16 protein-coding genes and 2 pseudogenes are annotated in these 16897 nt (G+C 69.7%); 7 read left to right on the forward strand and 11 right to left on the reverse strand.

Going from position 1 to position 16897, the window contains the following annotated elements; genetic code table 11:
• Positions 1-300: 300 nt before the first annotated feature.
• Positions 301-1044 (reverse strand): GAP family protein, encoded by a 744-nt coding sequence (locus ACWEN3_RS22745; RefSeq protein ID WP_452973927.1) that lies wholly within the window; start codon positions 1042-1044, stop codon positions 301-303.
• Between ACWEN3_RS22745 and ACWEN3_RS22750 the strand changes: the two genes are divergently transcribed.
• From ACWEN3_RS22750 to ACWEN3_RS22760, 3 genes are all read left to right on the forward strand, one after another.
• Positions 1000-1644, forward strand: coding sequence for a hypothetical protein (locus ACWEN3_RS22750; RefSeq protein ID WP_452973930.1), 645 nt, complete (start codon positions 1000-1002; stop codon positions 1642-1644). The two genes, ACWEN3_RS22745 and ACWEN3_RS22750, sit on opposite strands and share 45 nt — an antisense overlap.
• A 63-nt stretch (positions 1645-1707) precedes the next feature.
• A complete protein-coding gene (locus ACWEN3_RS22755) occupies positions 1708-2973 on the forward strand; it encodes a saccharopine dehydrogenase family protein (RefSeq protein ID WP_452973933.1) in 1266 nt (421 codons plus the stop codon).
• Between the two features lie 92 nt (positions 2974-3065).
• Positions 3066-3530, forward strand: a complete 465-nt coding sequence (locus tag ACWEN3_RS22760) for an SRPBCC family protein (protein WP_452973936.1) — start codon at positions 3066-3068, stop codon at positions 3528-3530.
• A gap of 38 nt (positions 3531-3568) precedes the next feature.
• On the opposite strand, the gene ACWEN3_RS22765 is transcribed toward ACWEN3_RS22760, so the two are convergent.
• Genes ACWEN3_RS22765 through ACWEN3_RS22790 form a run of 6 tightly spaced genes read right to left on the reverse strand, consistent with a single transcriptional unit; the run spans position 3569 to position 8827 of the window.
• The gene (locus ACWEN3_RS22765; protein ID WP_452973938.1) at positions 3569-4735 is read right to left on the reverse strand and encodes a TetR/AcrR family transcriptional regulator; all 1167 of its coding nucleotides are present in this window, start codon (positions 4733-4735) and stop codon (positions 3569-3571) included.
• Positions 4736-4755: 20 nt separating this feature from the next.
• Positions 4756-5901, reverse strand: coding sequence for an acyl-CoA dehydrogenase family protein (locus tag ACWEN3_RS22770; RefSeq protein ID WP_452973941.1), 1146 nt, complete (start codon positions 5899-5901; stop codon positions 4756-4758).
• 9 nt (positions 5902-5910) lie between these two features.
• Positions 5911-6741 (reverse strand): SDR family NAD(P)-dependent oxidoreductase, encoded by an 831-nt coding sequence (locus ACWEN3_RS22775; RefSeq protein WP_452973944.1) that lies wholly within the window; start codon positions 6739-6741, stop codon positions 5911-5913.
• Positions 6742-6792: 51 nt separating this feature from the next.
• The gene (locus ACWEN3_RS22780) at positions 6793-7203 is read right to left on the reverse strand and encodes a MaoC/PaaZ C-terminal domain-containing protein (protein WP_452973946.1); all 411 of its coding nucleotides are present in this window, start codon (positions 7201-7203) and stop codon (positions 6793-6795) included.
• Positions 7200-7658 (reverse strand): MaoC family dehydratase N-terminal domain-containing protein, encoded by a 459-nt coding sequence (locus ACWEN3_RS22785; RefSeq protein ID WP_452973949.1) that lies wholly within the window; start codon positions 7656-7658, stop codon positions 7200-7202. Before ACWEN3_RS22785 ends, ACWEN3_RS22780 begins: the two co-directional genes overlap by 4 nt.
• Before the next feature lie 2 nt (positions 7659-7660).
• Positions 7661-8827, reverse strand: a complete 1167-nt coding sequence (locus tag ACWEN3_RS22790) for a lipid-transfer protein (RefSeq protein ID WP_452973965.1) — start codon at positions 8825-8827, stop codon at positions 7661-7663.
• A gap of 145 nt (positions 8828-8972) precedes the next feature.
• On the opposite strand from ACWEN3_RS22790, the gene ACWEN3_RS22795 reads away from it, so the two are divergent.
• The 4 genes from ACWEN3_RS22795 (at position 8973) to ACWEN3_RS22810 (ending at position 13937) form a co-directional block, all read left to right on the forward strand.
• A complete protein-coding gene (locus tag ACWEN3_RS22795; RefSeq protein ID WP_452973951.1) occupies positions 8973-10055 on the forward strand; it encodes a CaiB/BaiF CoA transferase family protein in 1083 nt (360 codons plus the stop codon).
• A 114-nt stretch (positions 10056-10169) separates the two neighbouring features.
• Positions 10170-11594 carry a phytoene desaturase family protein gene (locus ACWEN3_RS22800; RefSeq protein ID WP_452973953.1) on the forward strand — a complete coding sequence of 475 codons (1425 nt, stop codon included), beginning with the start codon at positions 10170-10172 and terminating at the stop codon, positions 11592-11594.
• A gap of 6 nt (positions 11595-11600) precedes the next feature.
• A complete protein-coding gene (locus tag ACWEN3_RS22805; RefSeq protein ID WP_452973955.1) occupies positions 11601-12878 on the forward strand; it encodes a PucR family transcriptional regulator in 1278 nt (425 codons plus the stop codon).
• 657 nt (positions 12879-13535) lie between these two features.
• Positions 13536-13937, forward strand: a complete 402-nt coding sequence (locus ACWEN3_RS22810; RefSeq protein WP_452973958.1) for a transposase — start codon at positions 13536-13538, stop codon at positions 13935-13937.
• A 258-nt stretch (positions 13938-14195) separates the two neighbouring features.
• Here ACWEN3_RS22810 and ACWEN3_RS22815 read toward each other — a convergent pair whose 3' ends face one another.
• From ACWEN3_RS22815 to ACWEN3_RS22830, 4 genes and pseudogenes are all read right to left on the reverse strand, one after another.
• Complete coding sequence (locus ACWEN3_RS22815) at positions 14196-14870, reverse strand: polysaccharide deacetylase family protein (protein ID WP_452973960.1); 675 nt, start codon at positions 14868-14870, stop codon at positions 14196-14198.
• A 990-nt stretch (positions 14871-15860) separates the two neighbouring features.
• Entirely contained in the window at positions 15861-16310 is a 450-nt protein-coding gene (locus ACWEN3_RS22820) for a tyrosine-type recombinase/integrase (protein ID WP_452973962.1), read from the reverse strand.
• A gap of 53 nt (positions 16311-16363) precedes the next feature.
• Positions 16364-16543 (reverse strand): annotated as a pseudogene (locus ACWEN3_RS22825) (IS110 family transposase); the annotation flags it as partial.
• Between the two features lie 239 nt (positions 16544-16782).
• Positions 16783-16897, reverse strand: a pseudogene (locus tag ACWEN3_RS22830) (IS630 family transposase); the annotation flags it as partial.

Genomic DNA, 16897 nt, shown 5'->3' on the forward strand with positions numbered 1-16897 from the left:
AGATCGTCGGTGGCCCGAGGAGTACCTGCTGGGGCACTTCAATGCCCTGCGTGAGTGGCAGGTGCCTTTAGGCGTCCCAACCACATGATCCCGTATCTCGGGGCGGCGCCGCCGGCGGCGCTGAGCGCCCGGCAGGTGGAGGCGATGCTGGCGGGGGTCCAGCGCTGGTGTGGGGCCGTCCGGTCACGGACGCCACGGTGCAGCGGATTCATGCGACGTTGCGGACGGCGTTTTACGCTGCGGTGCGCGAGGGGCTGATCGATGCGAACCTGGCGAAGGCGGTACGGCTGCCCCGGGTCCTCAGCCCAGCGCGCCGATCGCGTCGCCGATGTACGTGACGGCCAGCAGCGCCAGCACCGTGGTCATGACCGCGGCGCCGTGCGCTGCCATCCAGGCCTTCAGGCCCTCCAGGGTGGCCGCCGCCCTGTCCCCGCCGAGTAGGTATACACCAAGCGTCACCAGCATGCTGCTCGAGGCGATCAGGACGAAGAGGAGCAGCGCCACGACCCGGGCCCCGGTGCTGTCGGTCGCGCCGCCGATGATGGCCGCTGCACCGACGGTAAGCGGCAGGTTCATCGGGTTGGCCCCGGACAGCAGCGCGGCCAGGCGGAACGCCTTGCCCGGCGTCACCGAGTCCAGCGAGGTCATCCAGGCCGGGGTCGTCGCAGGCCGCCCGGGGCGGGGCCGGCTGCGCCACTGCTGGACCGCCAGTGCCGCGAACAGGACGCCCAGGCCGAGTTCCAGCCAGATGACCCAGGCCGCCGGGCCATCCTCGCCGCGCGCGTGCGCGGCGATGTCGATCAGAAGCATGAGCGATCCGACCACGGCCAGGGTGATCATCCAGCCGAGGGTGAAGGCGATGCCGTTGGCTCGGCCGCGGGGTGTGGCGAGCATCAGGATCAGGGCGATCAGCGGCAGCGGGCTGATGGCCACGCCGATCGCCGAGCTGAGCATCCCGCCGATCGCCGCGTCCACCTGGGCCACTCCGAGATCGTCGACATGGGCCCGGCCGTCGGACCGCTCCGCGTCTACGAGGTGGCGCACCCGGAGCCGATCACCCTGCAGCGTCGCTTCCCCGGGCTGCAGACGGCCCGCTGCCTCGGCGGGTTCGTCCCGGCATCGTTCACGGGCATGTTCAAGGGTCTCGCCAAGGGCGCCTACGGCGACGACAACCTCACCGTGGCCGAGGCCACGCGCTTCCTCCAGGCCGTGCTCGCCGACCAGGAGCCCGACATCAAGGCCTGGAAGTACGCGCTCGCCGGGATGTGGGACCAGGTGCTCCTGGGCGAGGTCGACATCGAGGAGATGCTCGCCGTCCTGCGCGCCGCGGTCCAGGGCGACCATGTCCCCTTCCTCGGCATGATCGGCGTCACGGCCACGGGTACGAAGGACGGTCGCCCCTGCACCGTCACCCGTCGTCTGGGCTACGCGGAGGACGGCTGGAAGTCGATGGCCGACGCCACCGGCGCGTGCACGGCCGCGTTCGTCAGCCTGGCGCTCTCCAACACGCTTCCCGTCGGCGTGCAGTCGCCCGAGGACTGGGTGGTGCCGGCGGAGCTCTTCGCCACGCTCGAGGCCCACGGTGCACCGGCCGAGATCGTCGTCTCGCCCGAGTACGTCATCTCGATCCCCGCGGCAGGCTGACACCGCCCGGAACGCGCACGTATCGCTTCCTTCCTGAAGATCCAATATAACCAAGGAGTCTCCATGTCGAATCAGAAGCTGATGTTCATCGGCGCCGCAGGAGAGATGGCGGCGGCGGCCATTCGGGGGCTTGCCCAGGCCAAGCCGGAACTCGACCTGGTCCTCGCGGACATCAACACCGAGCGCCTGCAGGACCTGGTGGACACGCTGCCGAACCCGAAGCGGATCACCATGGCCAGCGTGGACCTGTTCGACGCTCGCGCCGTGGCGGAGGCGGTTGCCGGGGCCACGCTCGTGGTCAACGGCGCGGGCCCGTTCATGCGCACGACCGAGCCGGTGCTGCGCGCCTGCATCGCCGCCGGGTGCGACTACCTCGACTACTCCGATGACGCCGAAGCGGCGCTCGCCGCCCTGGACCTGAGCGAGGAGGTGGCGGCGGCCGGCATCGGCGCGTACCCGGGAGTCGGCCTGTCGCCCGGCTACATCAACGTCCTGGCCGCCGACGCCGCCTCGGAGCTCGACCAGGTCGAGGAGATCGAGCTGGGCTGGTACCTCGGGGACGAGGGCAAGTACCGCTACGGGGACGCGGCGCTGAGCCACTGGGTGCACGCGGTCCACGGCGAGGCGCTGAGCTGGCGCAACGGCCAGACGGCCAAGGTGCCCGCCTACGTCGACAGCCGGGTCTGGGAGTTCGCGGACCGGACCGTGCGGATTTACGAGTGCGCCCACCCGGAGGTGGTGACGCTCCCGCGGAAGTACCCGGAGGCGCGGGAGATCCGGATCTTCGGAGGGCTGGCCTACGGCGCGGTGAACGGCATCTTCAAGGGTGTGGGTCAGGGCGTCGACCGTGGTGAGTTCACCGCGGAGGAATCCGTTCTCTTCCTCCAGGACCTGTTCGACGAAGAGCCGGCGTCCATGAAGGTCTGGCCCGCGGTGATGCGCGCTCTGGCCGAGCAGGTCGCCGCCGGTGAGGTCGCCGAGGAGGAGACGCAGGCGGTGCTCGCCGGACTCTTCCGTGGCGAGCACGAGCCGTACTCCACCGGATGGGCCGCCCGGGCCACGGGCCTGAAGGACGGTCAGCGGGTCACGGTCGAGCGCCGCAGCCCGGTGAGCGGCCCGGACACCGTCCTCTGGTCGGGCTTGGGCCAGGGCACCGGGCTGTGCGCGGCCGCCGGGGCGCTCATGCTCCTGGAGGACGGCAAGTCGGAGGCCGGTGTCTTCTGCCCCGAGGACTGGATTCAGATGCCGCGCTTCTTCCAGGCGCTGACCGACCTGGGCGTTCCTCGCGCCGAACTCCTCGACGGGGCTGAGGTCCCGGTCGCCGAATAGACGATCCGCGCATCCCCAAGATCCGGCCGATGCTCCGCAGCAGAGGGACTGCGGAGCATCGGCTTTCTGTACCTACTTCAACGGAGATTTCTGTGGCGACACTCGCCTCGATCGACGAGTCGTTCTTCGACAGCGCACCGACGCGGTTCGCGAAGACCTGGGAGATCGGGAAGCCGGCCGCCCACGTGTGGCGCGACATCTCGGAACGCCCCATGCACTGGTGCCGTGGACTGACGATCTCATGGACCTCGCCGCGGCCCTTCGGTATCGGCACGACGCGCCATGTCGGCGTCTTCGGCGCTCTGCAGGCGGACGAGCGCTACTTCCTGTGGGAGGAGGGCCGCCGCCAGGCCTTCCACATCACCCGTGCGAACCTGCCCTTGTTCAAGCGGTTCGGCGAGTACTACGACATCGAGCCCACAAGTGACACCACCTGCCGCTTCACCTGGAAGGTGGCCGCCGAGCCGACGGCTCTCGGCCGGTTGGGGCAAGGCGGAAATGCCCTGCTGATCAAGAGTCTGTTCCGGGACACGACCCGGTACTTCACATCCTGCTGACGGACACGGCCGGGCGCCGGCATCGGCGGCCGTGCTGCTCAAGCGCCTGCTGTCGGGACCGACAGCACCGCGCGCCCGAGCCTGCTCAGAGCAGGGACGGCGTCGGAGCGGGAGCGCAGACTCGGTGAGCGCGACATGTCGTTGATCATCATGAGCGCGGCCTGAACGGTGACGCGCGCGGTGGGCAGATCGAGATCGGGGTGTTGCTGCCGGAGCAGGTGCACCCACTCGCCGACGTACTCGCGCTGGGCCTTCTGCAGGGCCTCCGCGCTCTCGCGGGGCACATTCCGCACCTCGGTCACCAGGACGTCGACCAGAGCGGGGAACTGGACGGCGAACGCGGCGTAGGAGTCGACCAGTGACCCCAGGGCCGACATCGCGTCGGACGACCGCGCGAGGATGCCGTCCAAGGTCAACTGGAGGTAGCCGTCGGCGCGGGTCAGTGCGGTGAGCAGCAGGTCGCTCTTGTTGGGCAGGTGGTTGTAGAGGCTGGAGGGCGCCATGCCGACTGCCGCGGCCACGTCCTCCATGCCGGTGCTCGCGTAGGTGCGTTCGGCGAAGAGCCCGACAGCGGCCGTCACCAGCGCGTCGCGGGTGGAGGAGCGCAGCAGGCCGGCCGGTTCGACGGCCGGTCCCGGCGCGGGCGGCAGCGCGGCGGCCAGCGTCCGGCGGGCCAGCGCGGCGAGGTAACGCTCATAAGCCGGTCGCGGGAGTGACGCCCGATGGAAGGACGGGCTCAGGATGACGGAGAGCGCGGCTCGGGCGGCGGTGGGGTCGGCGTCCGGCTCGCTTCGGGTCACGGCAGCGGCGAACGCCGAGCGTGCCGCCCGGATGCGCTCGAGTACCGTCGCATAGGTGTCGGGCGACAGATGGCGTGCCTCTCGCTCGAAGAGCACCCCGGTGGTCCGGTGGTCGAGCGCGAAGGCGGCGCACCACGTCAGGATGTCGGTGTCCCCGGCTTCCTCGGCGCGTTCGGCGAGCATGGTGGTGAACTCGTCCGCGACGTGGCCGATCACCTCGGCGAGCAACTGCTCCTTGCCCGGGAAGTAGCGGTAGAGGGCCGACGGGCCCACCGCCACTTCCGCGGCGATGTCACTGATGGACACATGCTCGTAGCCGCGCGTCGCGAAGAGAGCGGTGGCGGCTTCGAGGATGAGCGAGCGTCGGTTGGCGGGCCGGGTCCCGGGCTGCGGTCGCTGCGGCACCCGGCTCCGCCTCCTCAGCGTCAGCCGAGTTCCAAGGAGCGGCCGATGATCTCCTTCATGATTTCGCTGGTCCCGCCGTAGATCCGCGAGACGCGCACGTCAGCATACGCCCTGGCTATGGGGTACTCGAGCATGTATCCGTACCCGCCGTGCAGCTGCAGACAGGCGTCCACGGTCCGGCCGAGCAACTCGGTCGACCACAGCTTCGCCTTCGCCGCGTCCACCGGCGAGAGCGTCCCGTCGTTGAGTTCGAGGATGCTGCGATCGACGTAGTGCTGGGTGATGTCGATCTCGGTGGCGAGCTCGGCGAGGCGGAAGCGCGTCGCCTGGAAGGAACCGATCGACGTGCCGAAGGCCTTGCGGGACCGCACGTACTCGAGCGTCCAGTCCAGGGCCGCCTGGGCCTGCGCGATCGCGCCGACCGCGATGGACAGGCGCTCCTTGGGCAGGTTCGCGGTCAGCCCGAAGAACCCGTCGCCCTCGCGGCCGAGCCGGTTCGCCACCGGAACGCGGACTTCGGTGAAGAAGAGCTCCGCCGTGTCCTGGGCGTGCATCCCGATCTTCTCGAGGTTCCGGCCGCGCTCGAAGCCGGGTGTGCCGGCTTCCACGACGATCAGGCTGAGTCCCTTGTGGGGATGCTCACCGGTGCGAACCGCCGTGATCACCAGGTCGGCGTTGATCCCGTTGGTGATGAAGGTCTTGGCCCCGTTGATCACGTAGTGGTCGCCGTCGAGGACGGCCCGCGTCCGGATGCCCGACAGGTCGGAGCCCGTCCCCGGCTCGGTCATGCCGATCGCGGTGATCAGCTCGCCGCTCGCGACTCCGGGCAGCCAGCGCTCGCGCTGCTCCTCGTTGGTGAGTTCGAGCAGGTAGGGCATGCAGACGTCGGCCTGCAGGCCGGGCCCCAGCGTCGCCGGAGACACGCCGACCCGGGCTGCCTCCTCGATGAAGACGCTGTTGTAGCGGAAGTCGTCGATCCCGGCGCCGCCGTACTCCTCGGGGACGGCGGCGAACAGGCCGAGCTCGGCGACCTTGGTGAAGAGCTCACGGGGAACGAGGCCCGCCCGGTCCCACTCCTCGTAGTGCGGCGTGACCTCCCTGGCGAGGAATGTGCGGACGCTCTCGCGGTAGGCGTCGTGGTCGGGCTCGAAGATGGTGCGCTGCATGGCGGGACCTCAGACGATGTAGCCGCCGCCGCAGACGACGGTCTGGGCGGAGATGTAGTCGGATTCGGGGGTGCACAACAGGTAGACGGCGCCCGCCGCCTCGGCCGGGGTGCCGGCACGCCCGAGCGGGATCCCCGCCTCCATGGCGCTCAGCAGTTGGGCGTTCACGCCGACCTTGATGTCCTTGCCGTCGACCTCGATGGTGCTGCTGCCGTCGGCGGGGGCCTCGGTGAGGCGGGTCCTGATCAGCCCGAAGGCGACGGTGTTGACCGTGACGTTGTAGCGGCCCCACTCCTTGGCGAGCGTCTTGGTCAGGCCGGTGACGCCGGCCTTGGCCGCCGCGTAGTTCGCCTGCCCGGCGTTGCCACCGAGCCCGGCGATCGAGGAGATGTTCACGACCTTGCGGCAGGGCACCGGCTCACCGGCCGCCCTGGCCCGCTTGACCGCGGCGGCGATCACCGGCTGAGCCGCGCGCAGGATCCGGAACGGCGCCTTGAGGTGCACGTCGAGGATCGCGTCCCACTGCTCGTCGGTCATCTTCTGGATGACGGTGTCCCAGGTGTAGCCGGCGTTGTTGACGATGATGTCGAGGCCGCCGAAGGCGTCGACCGCCGTCTGGACGAAGCGCTCGGCGAAGCCCTCCTCGGTGACGCTCCCCACGCAGGCGACCGCGCGGGCGCCCGCGGCCTCGATCGCGGCGACGGTTTCCTTGGCGACGGTCTCGTCGAGGTCGTTGACCACGACGGCGGCTCCGTCCGAGGCGAGCTTGAGGGCGATCTCGCGGCCGATCCCTCGGCCCGAGCCGGTCACGACGGCGACCTTGTTGTCCAACTTGCCCATGATTCAGGGTTCCTTCGGTGTGTTCGGTGGTGAGGCGGTGTGATCGTTTGATCAGGCGAGCGTGACGACGGCGTCGCCGAGCAGAGTGGTGGTGCCGTCGGCGAGAGTCACCGACAGTTCGAGTGTCGCCAGGCCGTCCTGGTCCGCCACGACCTTGCCGCGACAGGTCGGCGTGGCGTGGACCGGCGTGATCGCCGAGAAGCGCACCGCGTACGAGCGGATGCGTCGCTGGGGCACCCAGTTCGTGAGCAGTCGGCCGAGGTAGGCCATCGAGAGCATCCCGTGGGCGAACACGTCCTCGAACCCGGCCGAGCGGGCGACGTCGAGGTCGATATGGATCGGGTTGTGGTCCCCGCTCGCGCCGGCGAACAGCGCCAGCGCGGCCCGGGAGATCGGCGGCAGGGCCAGTTCCGGCAACTCGTCGCCGACCCGCAGGCCGGCCCGCAGGGTCTCGGCGGTCATGTGGTCACCTCGGGATTCCGGACGACGAGCACGGAGCGCAGGTCGGCCACCGGCGCGCCGGCGCGCGTGATCTCGGTCTGTTTGACGACGAACTCGAGCGCGCCGCCCCGCTTGGCGTAGACGTCGACGATCCGGTCCTGGAGCGTCAGCCGGTCGCCGGCGTAGGCGAGGGCGTGGTACTCGAACGACTGCTCGCCGTGCAGCACCCGGCGCAGGTCGACGCCCAGTTCGTCGAGGTATCCGAACGGCTGGGGCGCCTCGAGGCTGAGGCTGAAGAAGAACGTCGGCGGCACGGGGATGTCGGGGTGCCCGTCGTCCGACGCGGCGGCGGCGTCGAGGTAGACGGGGTCGGTCTCGCCGATCGCCTTGCTGAAGAACCGCAGCCGGCCCCGCTCGACCTTGACCGTCAGCGGCGCGAATCGCAGCTCCTTCGCGCGGGTGACGTCGATCGCCACGGTCAGCCCACCTTCTCGTAGAGCGTGACCACGGCTGCTCCGCCGAGCCCGATGTTGTGCTGGAGCGCCAGGGTGACGCCCTCGACCTGGCGGGCCTGCGCCTGCCCGCGGAGCTGCCAGGTGAGTTCGGCGCACTGCGCGAGCCCGGTGGCGCCCAGCGGGTGGCCCTTGGAGAGCAGACCACCGGAGGGGTTCGTCACCACGCGACCCCCGTAGGTGTTGTCGCCGTCGAGGATGAACTTCTCCGCGGTGCCCTCGTCGGTGAGACCGAGCGCCTCGTAGCTGAGCAGCTCGTTGGCGGTGAAGCAGTCGTGCAGCTCGACGACCCGGATGTCGCGCGGGTCGACGCCGGCGGCGTCGTAGACCTGCTGCGCCGCGCTCTTCGCCATGCCGTAGCCGACCAGGTCGGGCATACCGCCCTGGAAGCTCGCGTCCGTGTCGGTGGTGAGCGCCTGGGCGGCGATGGCGACGTCGGCGCGCAGCCCGTGCTTGCGGGCGAACTCCTCGGAGACGACGATCGCGGCAGCCGCGCCACAGGTCGGCGGGCAGCACTGCAGCCGGGTGAGCGGGCCGTAGATGGTCGGCGAGCCGAGCACCTCCTCCACACTGACCGGGGCGCGGAAGACCGCGTAGGGGTTGTGCGCGGCGTGCCGACGCGACTTGACGGCGATCTTCGCGAACGTCTCCGGCGCGGTGCCGTGGACCTCCGCGTACTGCGCGCCCGCGCCACCGAACAGCTGCGCCGCGAACGGTGCGTCACTTGCGCCCTGCGTCCCGCGCGCGACCGCCATGAAGTCGGTGAAGGGGCTCGGCCGGTCCTCCCACTTGTCGGCGAGGGCGCCGCGCTGCATCTGCTCGAACCCGAAGGCGAGGGCGCAGTCCGCGGCCCCGCCGGCGACGGCCTGGCGCGCCAGCCAGAGTGCCGAGGAGCCGGTGGAGCAGTTGTTGTTCACGTTGACGACGGGGATCCCGGTCCGCCCCACGCCGTAGAGCGCCTTCTGACCGCTGGTGGAGTCGCCGTAGACGTACCCGGCGTACGCCTGCTGGACCTGTCCCAGCTCGATCCCGGCGTCTGCGAGGGCCGCGCGGATCGCGCCTGCGGCCATCGTGTCGTAGGTCTCGCTCCTGCTCGGTGTGGCGAACGGGACCATGCCCACTCCGGCCACCATCACTCTGTTCACAGCGCCTCCAGCTGTTGACGAATGGAGTTTCACTTACCATCGCAGAGATGCTTGACATCAGGCAATAGCCGCCAGGACGATCGTCGTCACAATGCGTATGGGAATTCACTAACTCGCCAAGAGAGGCCACCTCATGCAGCTCCCCCCTCCCTCACACGCCGGGCCTCTGGCCGGCCTCCGTGTCGTCGAGCTGGCAGGAATCGGACCGGGTCCGCACGCCTGCACGGTGCTGGCCGATCTCGGCGCCGACGTGATCCGCTTCGAGCGCCACACGACGGCCGAGGTGATCCCCGGCGCGGGCGGCGAGTCGGACCAACTGCTGCGCGGTCGCGAGATCCGGTACGCCGACCTCAAGGACCCGGCCGACGTCGCCGCCGTGCTCGATGCGGTCGAGACCGCGGACGTGCTCGTCGAGGGCTTCCGTCCGGGCGTCGCCGAGCGGCTGGGCCTCGGGCCGGGAGAGTGCCTGGCCCGGAACCCGCGCCTGGTCTACGGGCGGATGACCGGATGGGGTCAGAGCGGGCCGCTCGCGCACACGGCCGGCCACGACCTCAACTACATCGCCCTAACCGGCGTACTCGACAACATCGGCCGCCCCGGACAACGGCCGGTCCCACCGCTGAACCTGGTCGGCGACTTCGGCGGCGGATCGATGTTCCTCGTCACCGGAATCCTCGCCGCGCTGTGGGAGCGCGCCCGCTCCGGGTCGGGACAGGTCGTCGACGCGGCGATCGTCGACGGGACCGGCGTACTGGCCCAGCTGCAGTGGTCGCTGCTCGGCGCCGGCACCTGGTCGACGGGGCGTGGCGGGAACGTCCTCGACGGCTCCGCGCCGTTCTACGACACCTACGCGTGCGCGGACGGACGCCATGTGGCGGTCGGCTGCATCGAGCCGCAGTTCTTCGCCGCCATGCTCGGCGGGCTCGGACTCGACGCGGCCGAGTTGCCCGGCCAATGGGGCTGCGCTCGGTGGGGCGAGCTGCGGGCCGCTTTGGCCGCGGCGTTCGCGAGCCGGGGACGTGACGCCTGGGAGAAGGTCTTCGACGGGACGGACGCCTGTGTGACCCCGGTGCTCACCTACGAGGAGGCGCTGGACCATCCGCATCTGCGCGCCCGAGGAGCCTTCGCCCAGGTCGACGGCGTCCACCAGCCCGCGCCCGCCCCGCGCTTCTCCCGTACGCCCGCGCCGTCACCCCGCGCCGCGCGACGGCCCTGAGGCCCGCTGGCCCACCAGCACATACGGGGCGCCGAATTTTGTTCCGCCGACCCCAACCGCGCGACCCGGTCGCCTGACAGCCTGGCGGCAACGACGAGGCCGAGGAGAATGCGCATGGCGCGAGCCGTGGTGGTGGGCAGCGGCCCCAACGGCCTGGCGGCCGCCCTGACCCTGGCCGGTGCCGGGCTCGAGGTGGATGTCCTGGAGGCTTCGGCAACCCCCGGCGGCGGCACTCGCAGCAGCGAGCTGACCCTGCGCGGCCTCGTTCACGACGATTGCTCGGGCTTCCACCCCCTCGCACTGGACAACCAGTTCGCACGGACGTTCCATCTTGCCTCGTACGGCCTCAGATGGCGTTGGGCCGACGTCGAGTACGCGCATCCCCTGGACGGCGGACGAGGCGGCGCCGTCGTCCGCTCGGTCGAGGACACCGCTCGCGGACTGGGACACGACCAGGCGTCCTGGCAGCGGGTCTTCGGCCCACTGACCGATCAGTTCGGCCGCATCACCGAGGACTTCCTGCAGCCGATGACGCGAGTGCCGTCCCATCCCGTGCCTCTCGCACGGTTCGGTGCCCTCTCCGCCCTCCCTGCATCGCTTCTGGCAAGAGCCTGGCGGACCGACGAAGCGCGAGCCCTGTTCGGCGGGGTCGCGGCGCACGCCATGCACGACCTGGCGGCGCCCTTCTCCTCTGCCGTCGGGCTGGCCCTGGCGACCGCGGCGCACCGCTACGGATGGCCGGTGGCCGAGGGCGGATCGGCCTCGATCAGCAAGGCGATGATCCGAGCGCTGGAGGACCTCGGCGGCAAGGTCATCACCGGCACCCGCGTCGACTCGCTGGACCAGTTGGACAGCCCTGATGTGGTGATGCTCGACGTGGCGCCGGCCGCGGCCGCCCGGATCGTCGGCGACCGACTGCCCGCGCGCGTCAGGCGGGCGTTCACGCGGTACCGCCACGGCCCGGGCGTCTTCAAGGTCGACTACGCGATCGAGGGCCATGTCCCGTGGATGCACCCGATGTCCCGTCGCGCCGGCACGGTCCACCTGGGCGGCGATTTCGCGGAGGTGGCCCGGGCCGAACGCGAGGTCGCCCACGGCCGGATGCCGGACCGGCCGTTCGTCCTGGTCGGGCAGCAGTACCTGGCCGACCCCACGCGCTCCTCGGGTCCGTGGAATCCGCTGTACGCGTACGCGCACGTCCCCGCCGGGTACACCGGTGACGCGACGGCCGCCATCGAAGGCCAGATCGAGCGTTTCGCGCCCGGATTCCGTGAGCGGATCGTGGCTCGGCACGTGCGGACGCCCCACGACTTCGCGCAGGAGAACGCGAACTACGTCGGGGGAGATGTGGTCACCGGACTGAACTCGGGCCGGCAACTGGTTTTCCGCCCCCGCATCGCTCTGGATCCGTATTCCGTCGGACTGCCCGGCGTCTACCTCTGTTCGGCGGCGACACCACCCGGAGCGGGCGCCCACGGCATGTGCGGCTACAACGCCGCTGTCAGCGCCATTCGGCACCTCGACCGCGGCGGATCCTGAGGATCTATGAACTCCATCGAGGTGCGCCTTCGGGCCGAATTGCGCACACTGGCCGAGTTTCTCCAGGCGGATGTCGCCGCGCTCTCCCGCAAGCTGGGGGCCGTCGTCGTCGAGAGTGAGCCCATCTACGCCGACGACCAGGCGTTGGTCGACGTGCTCGTCGCCAGTGCAGAGGGCAATCTTGCGACGCTCGTGCAGGTCTTCCGCTACGAACTCGACCTCGGAACCGTCGACGCGCCGCCCGCAGCGATCCACTTCGCGCGTCGGCTGGCCCAGCGTGGCATTCCGGTCAGCGTTCTGGCCCGTGCCTACCGTCTCGGCCAGCAGTGCGTGATGGCCTACTTCCACGAGAAACTCGACGATCGGTTCACCGACGTGGAGCTGGCCGCCGCGACCTACCGGCACCTCAGCGGCATCGCCTTCCATTACGCCGATCGCGTGACCGAACAGGCAATCGTCGCCTACGACGACGAGGCCCGCATGTGGCTGCGAAACGATGCCGCGATGCAGACCGCCCACATCAGGTCGTTGCTCGCCGGCGGCCCGATCGATGTGGCGGCGACCGAGCAGGCGCTGCGATACCGATTGCGACGGCGCCATCTGGGGATTGTCGCCTGGATCGCTGATTCGACGAGCATTGCCGCGCCGCTGGCCGAGATCGAAAAAGTGACGGCCAGGATCGCCAAGCAGACACTGCCGGACGCGCAACCGCTCTTCGTCGCCCGGGACGAGCGGAGCGCCTTCCTGTGGCTCCCGGTCGGTGAACAACCGGTCGAACCGAGCGAATTGGCCGCGATGCCGGGGCCGTTGGGGGAGTGCGTCCGCATCGGCGTGGGGACCCCCGGGAGCGGGCCGGACGGCTTCCGGACGACCATGCGCGAGGCGCTCACCGCGCTGGAGGTCGTCCAGCGGGCCGGATCCACGGCGCCGCGAGTCGTGCCCTACCTCGTCGTCGCACCGATCTCGATGCTGTCCCGGGACATGGACCTCGCCCGGTCCTGGGTGCTCGACGTGCTGGGACCCCTCGCCCGGGACGACGAGCCCACGGCCACGATCCGGCACACCCTCCAGGTCTTCCTCGCCAACGCGGGCGGTTTGCGTCCGACAGCCGACCGGCTCGTGGTGCACAAGAACACCGTCACCTATCGCGTGCACAAAGCCGAGGAGCTGCTGGGGAGACCGGTCAATCAGGACCGGCTCAGAGTGGAACTGGCGCTGCTGGCGTGTCACTGGTTGGGGTCGGCTGTGCTCACACCCAACGAGGCGGTCCAGGAGGGCTTCTGACGGGCAAGGGCCCCTGAACTCGCGAGGACTCCTCACGCGCGAGGACGGCTGGTCCAGCTCGCGCCGGCCAGACGGACAGTCTGCGGCATTGGTCGGAATCGGCCAGGGGCCGCCACCGGCTGCTCACGGCGGCCGCCGACGCGTTCCCCGGTCAGCTGCGAAGGGCCGCCGAGGCCGTGCGTGCCCGGCTGCGCACGCCGGCCATCGCGTCCGGACTCCCGCTTCGCCCGAGAGTACGACCGCATATCTCACCAGGGTCGCGGCGAAGACGAGCCCGTTCAGCTCCCTGACCACCGTCGGCGCGGCCCGGAACGCGCAGGCGCCGGACGGCGTCGGGCAGCCGCGGCCCGCCGACCACAGCGGCACGGCGCCCCTGAGAGACGTCAGCTCCTCGCGGTCGCTGGCGGTGGCCCTGTTGCTTGCCTGCGCTTTCGCCGCCTCCACTCTCCACCAGGGTTCGCGACCTGCGTCGGCGGGTCGGGGTGGCCCCGCTCAAGCGGCTGTTCGACGTGCTGGCCGGCCCGCTGGCTCAGCCGTCCACACCCGGATTGCGCTACCGCCGCTGGCGCACGGTCGCCTTCGACACCGATCGTGGCTCGGCCGCACCGAACGCCGCTACGGCCCGACTGGCTATCCCCGGCTGATGCTCATGACCCTGTGCGAAACAGGCACCCGCGGCCTGATCGCAGCGGTCTTCGGCCCGCCTCCAAGGGCGAGACCGACTACGCCCACGAACTGGTCCGCCACCTGACCCCGGACATGCTCCTCCTGGCGGACCGCGCCTTCGACAGCAACGAACTGCTCGCAGACATCGCAGCTCAGGGGACTCAGTTCCTGATACGCGCCACCAGCACCCGACGCCCGCCGGTGCTGGCGCTGCTGCCCGACGGCTCCTACCTGAACCGGATCGGGGGCCTCCCGCTGCGGGTGATCGAGGCCGAGATCCACTCCCGCACCGCCGACGGCGGCGACTTCGGTGGGACCTACCGCCTGCTGACCACGCTCAACGACCACCGCACCGATCCCGCCGCCCACCTCTCTACCACGAGCGCTGGGTAATCGAGATCACCTACCTGGCACTCCGTCACACCCTGCTCAAAGGCCGAGTTCTACGCTCGAAGGCTGCTAACGGACAGCCTTCAATGCTTCCGGGGGCATCGGCTTTTGCGGTCCGCCACCGACCGGGCGAAGCGACTCCGCCCCGGCCCCCGACCGCATTCCAGGACTTCCTGAACCGCCACGAAGCCCCTCGACCGAGAACGTGGCGAGCCGTCAGTGAATGAGCTCGACGACTGCAGGATCCCGACGGCGTCGAGCTCAGGCCGGGAAGCCGTAGCCGTAGCCTTGAGAGTCCAGCTGGTTGAGGAGACGGGCGAGCGCCTGCACCGTCTGCGAACGGTCACCGCCGCCGTCGTGCATCAAGATGATCGCGCCGGGTCGCAAGTCCTGGTTGATGTTGCGCAGGATGCCGTCCACACCCGGGCGCCGCCAGTCGTTGGCGTCGTCGCTCCAGCCGAGCGACTGCAGCTGGTTGGCGCCGGCTATCGCGCGGATCGTCGGGCTCCAGTCGCCGCCGGGTGCCCGGTAGTACATCAGCTTCACGGCGTTTCCCGAGGCGTTGGTTATCTCGCGCTTGGCGTCGATGACCTCGTGGATGTTGTACTCGACCGACTTGCGGTCCTGCTGCTCGTCATGATGGACCGAGTGGTCGCACAGCCGGTCCCCGTCCGCGACGATCGCCTTGGTCAGGTATGGGTAGCGTTGGGCGAGCGGCCCGATCTCGCAAAAGGTGGCCTTCGCGTGGTGCTGAGCGAGGAGTGCGAGTACCTGCGGGGTCCATCCCGGGTCTGGGCCGTCGTCGAAGGTGAGCGCTACGGATTTGCCGCTGCCCTCCACTCCGTGGCCGATCAGCGCGTCGGAGCCCGTCGGGGCGCTCGGCAGTTGCCCGAAGGTGTTCGCCGAGCCCGATTGCGAAGCGGGACCGGACGGCACCGCGGCGGAGGCTCCGTTGCGGCCGGCCCCCGTTCCTCCTGCGGCGCGGCCGGATGTCGACGCGGACGGGGAAGCGTACGAGGGTGACGGCGCCTGGGACGACGAGTGCGGCCTGGAAGAGGACGGCGTCGTCGAGGGAGTCACGCTGTTGGGCGAGCTCTGGGGTGTGTGCCCGCCTGCGTGGTGCCCGCACGCCGTGATCACGGCTCCTGCGATCGCCGCCGTGAGGGCGGTTGCCGTCGCCGCCTTGATTCTGGCCAACGCCACAGATCTACCTCCTTCGGCACCACTCGGTGCTCAAATCGGTGCTGGTACTGGTCACGTCGAGGCAGGGCTGAGTGCAGGCGCGCTGCCGGTCGACGGCACGGCGGCATCCATAGTCGGGGTCCGCTGGTGCCTTACCGCCCTGTGCGCCGGCGCCCAGGGCTACCGGTCGCTCCAAGTGCTCCGGGGTCGGTCTGGCGGCGGGCTTCGTCGCCCGGCCCCGGACCCCCGCTGTGGATGGAGATGGCTGGTACATCCGGTTTAGGCCTGATGTCCGACTACATTAAGGGAGGCCTGTCGCTTTGCTTAATAATTCCGGTCTGTGATGAATATCGCTTTGTTTCTGAGATGTAAGGGCCGGAGCCTGAAACAAGGCCGTCGGCCTCGAATCAGAGCAGGAGAAGCCAGGGCCCGTAACACTGCGTGATGGCCTGATCTGAGCTGCGGTGACTGAACGTGTAGCGATCTGGTCCTGCGCCGACAGGGCGATCGCTCGGAATGCACCGACGGAACCTGGTCGCTGCGGCACACAGCCGACACGTGTGAGCAGACTCCCTCGCCCGGCAGCCAGGTGCTACGTCATGCCATTCTGCGGGTCATCCTGTTTCCGCGCACACCCCATCGGAGGCAGAGCCTCCCTTGCGCCATCACGACCGTGTCGTCAGCCGTCATCTCACCCCTCGGACACCAGCAGAGACCCCAGTTGATCTGGGGTTTTTCTGTTTCTCAGACTGTGACGTGACCATCCACATGACCAACAGCCTGGAGATTCCCCAGGTCAGACCAGGGATGACAGGCCAAGTCGGCCCGCACCGGAGGCGGCCAGTCGGCGCGCTCCGTTTCCTTACGAGAGTGGCCGTACCGGGCCATGGTGTGGCCCAGCGAGTGGTGCCGGACATTCGCGGAGACCTCTACGGGATTCTCTCCGGCCTCCAGGTCGTTCGTGACCTTGCTGTGCCTCCAGTCGTGGACACGGAACTCCTCGGGGAGCTTCAGCCGCGTCCGCAGGGTCCGCCAGCGGGCGGACACCTTCTCCGGGTCCTGGGGGCCTCCAGCCCCGCCCCGGTAGAGCTTGAACCCGTCCCGGGCGAACACAAGGTCGTGATCGACCCAGGCGGAGCCGCGGCGTGCACGCTCAGCGTCCTGCCGCTCCTTCTGCCACTTCAGAACGTTCATGACGCTCTGGTTCCGAGCAGTACAGCCTTGAGCTGGTTCCTCGCTTGCGGGGCACCGAAAGAGCATGCCCAGGCTAGGAGTTGGCGGTATCCGGCGGCGGTGGCCGGGAACTCCTGGCGGGCCAGGAGCGCGCCGAGTATGGTGATCACGGCGGCGACATGCACGTCCTTGTGGGTGTCCACCCCCAGGATCACGTCCTCTTCCGGCTGTGCGGGCAGAGTCGGCTGGGGCATGCTGGTGATGGTCACGCGGCTCCTCGATCGGCACGGGGCTGTGGCCGACGTCGGGCTGGTGGGCGGTCAGAACTGTGACGGTGCCTTGTGCGGCAAGGCCCCTATCGAGACACGCTCGCCGGTCCGGCGGCAGCAAGCATCGCCCGGGCCACAGGCCGACAGATCCTCAACAAGGCAAGCTGGCCAGTTGTCCCACGGGTCAGACCCCTGGCCCCGGACGGCGCCCCATGAGTCTCACAGTTGCCCCACACGAGCACGATGGGTGCGCGGAGCTGCTGGTGTGCGTCGATGATCAGGTCGCGGTAGTCGGTCCAGGTGAAGCTGCGTCTGCCGGTGCGCTTGGGATCGAGATGC

It is taken from the genome of Streptomyces sp. NPDC004561, from assembly GCF_053602155.1.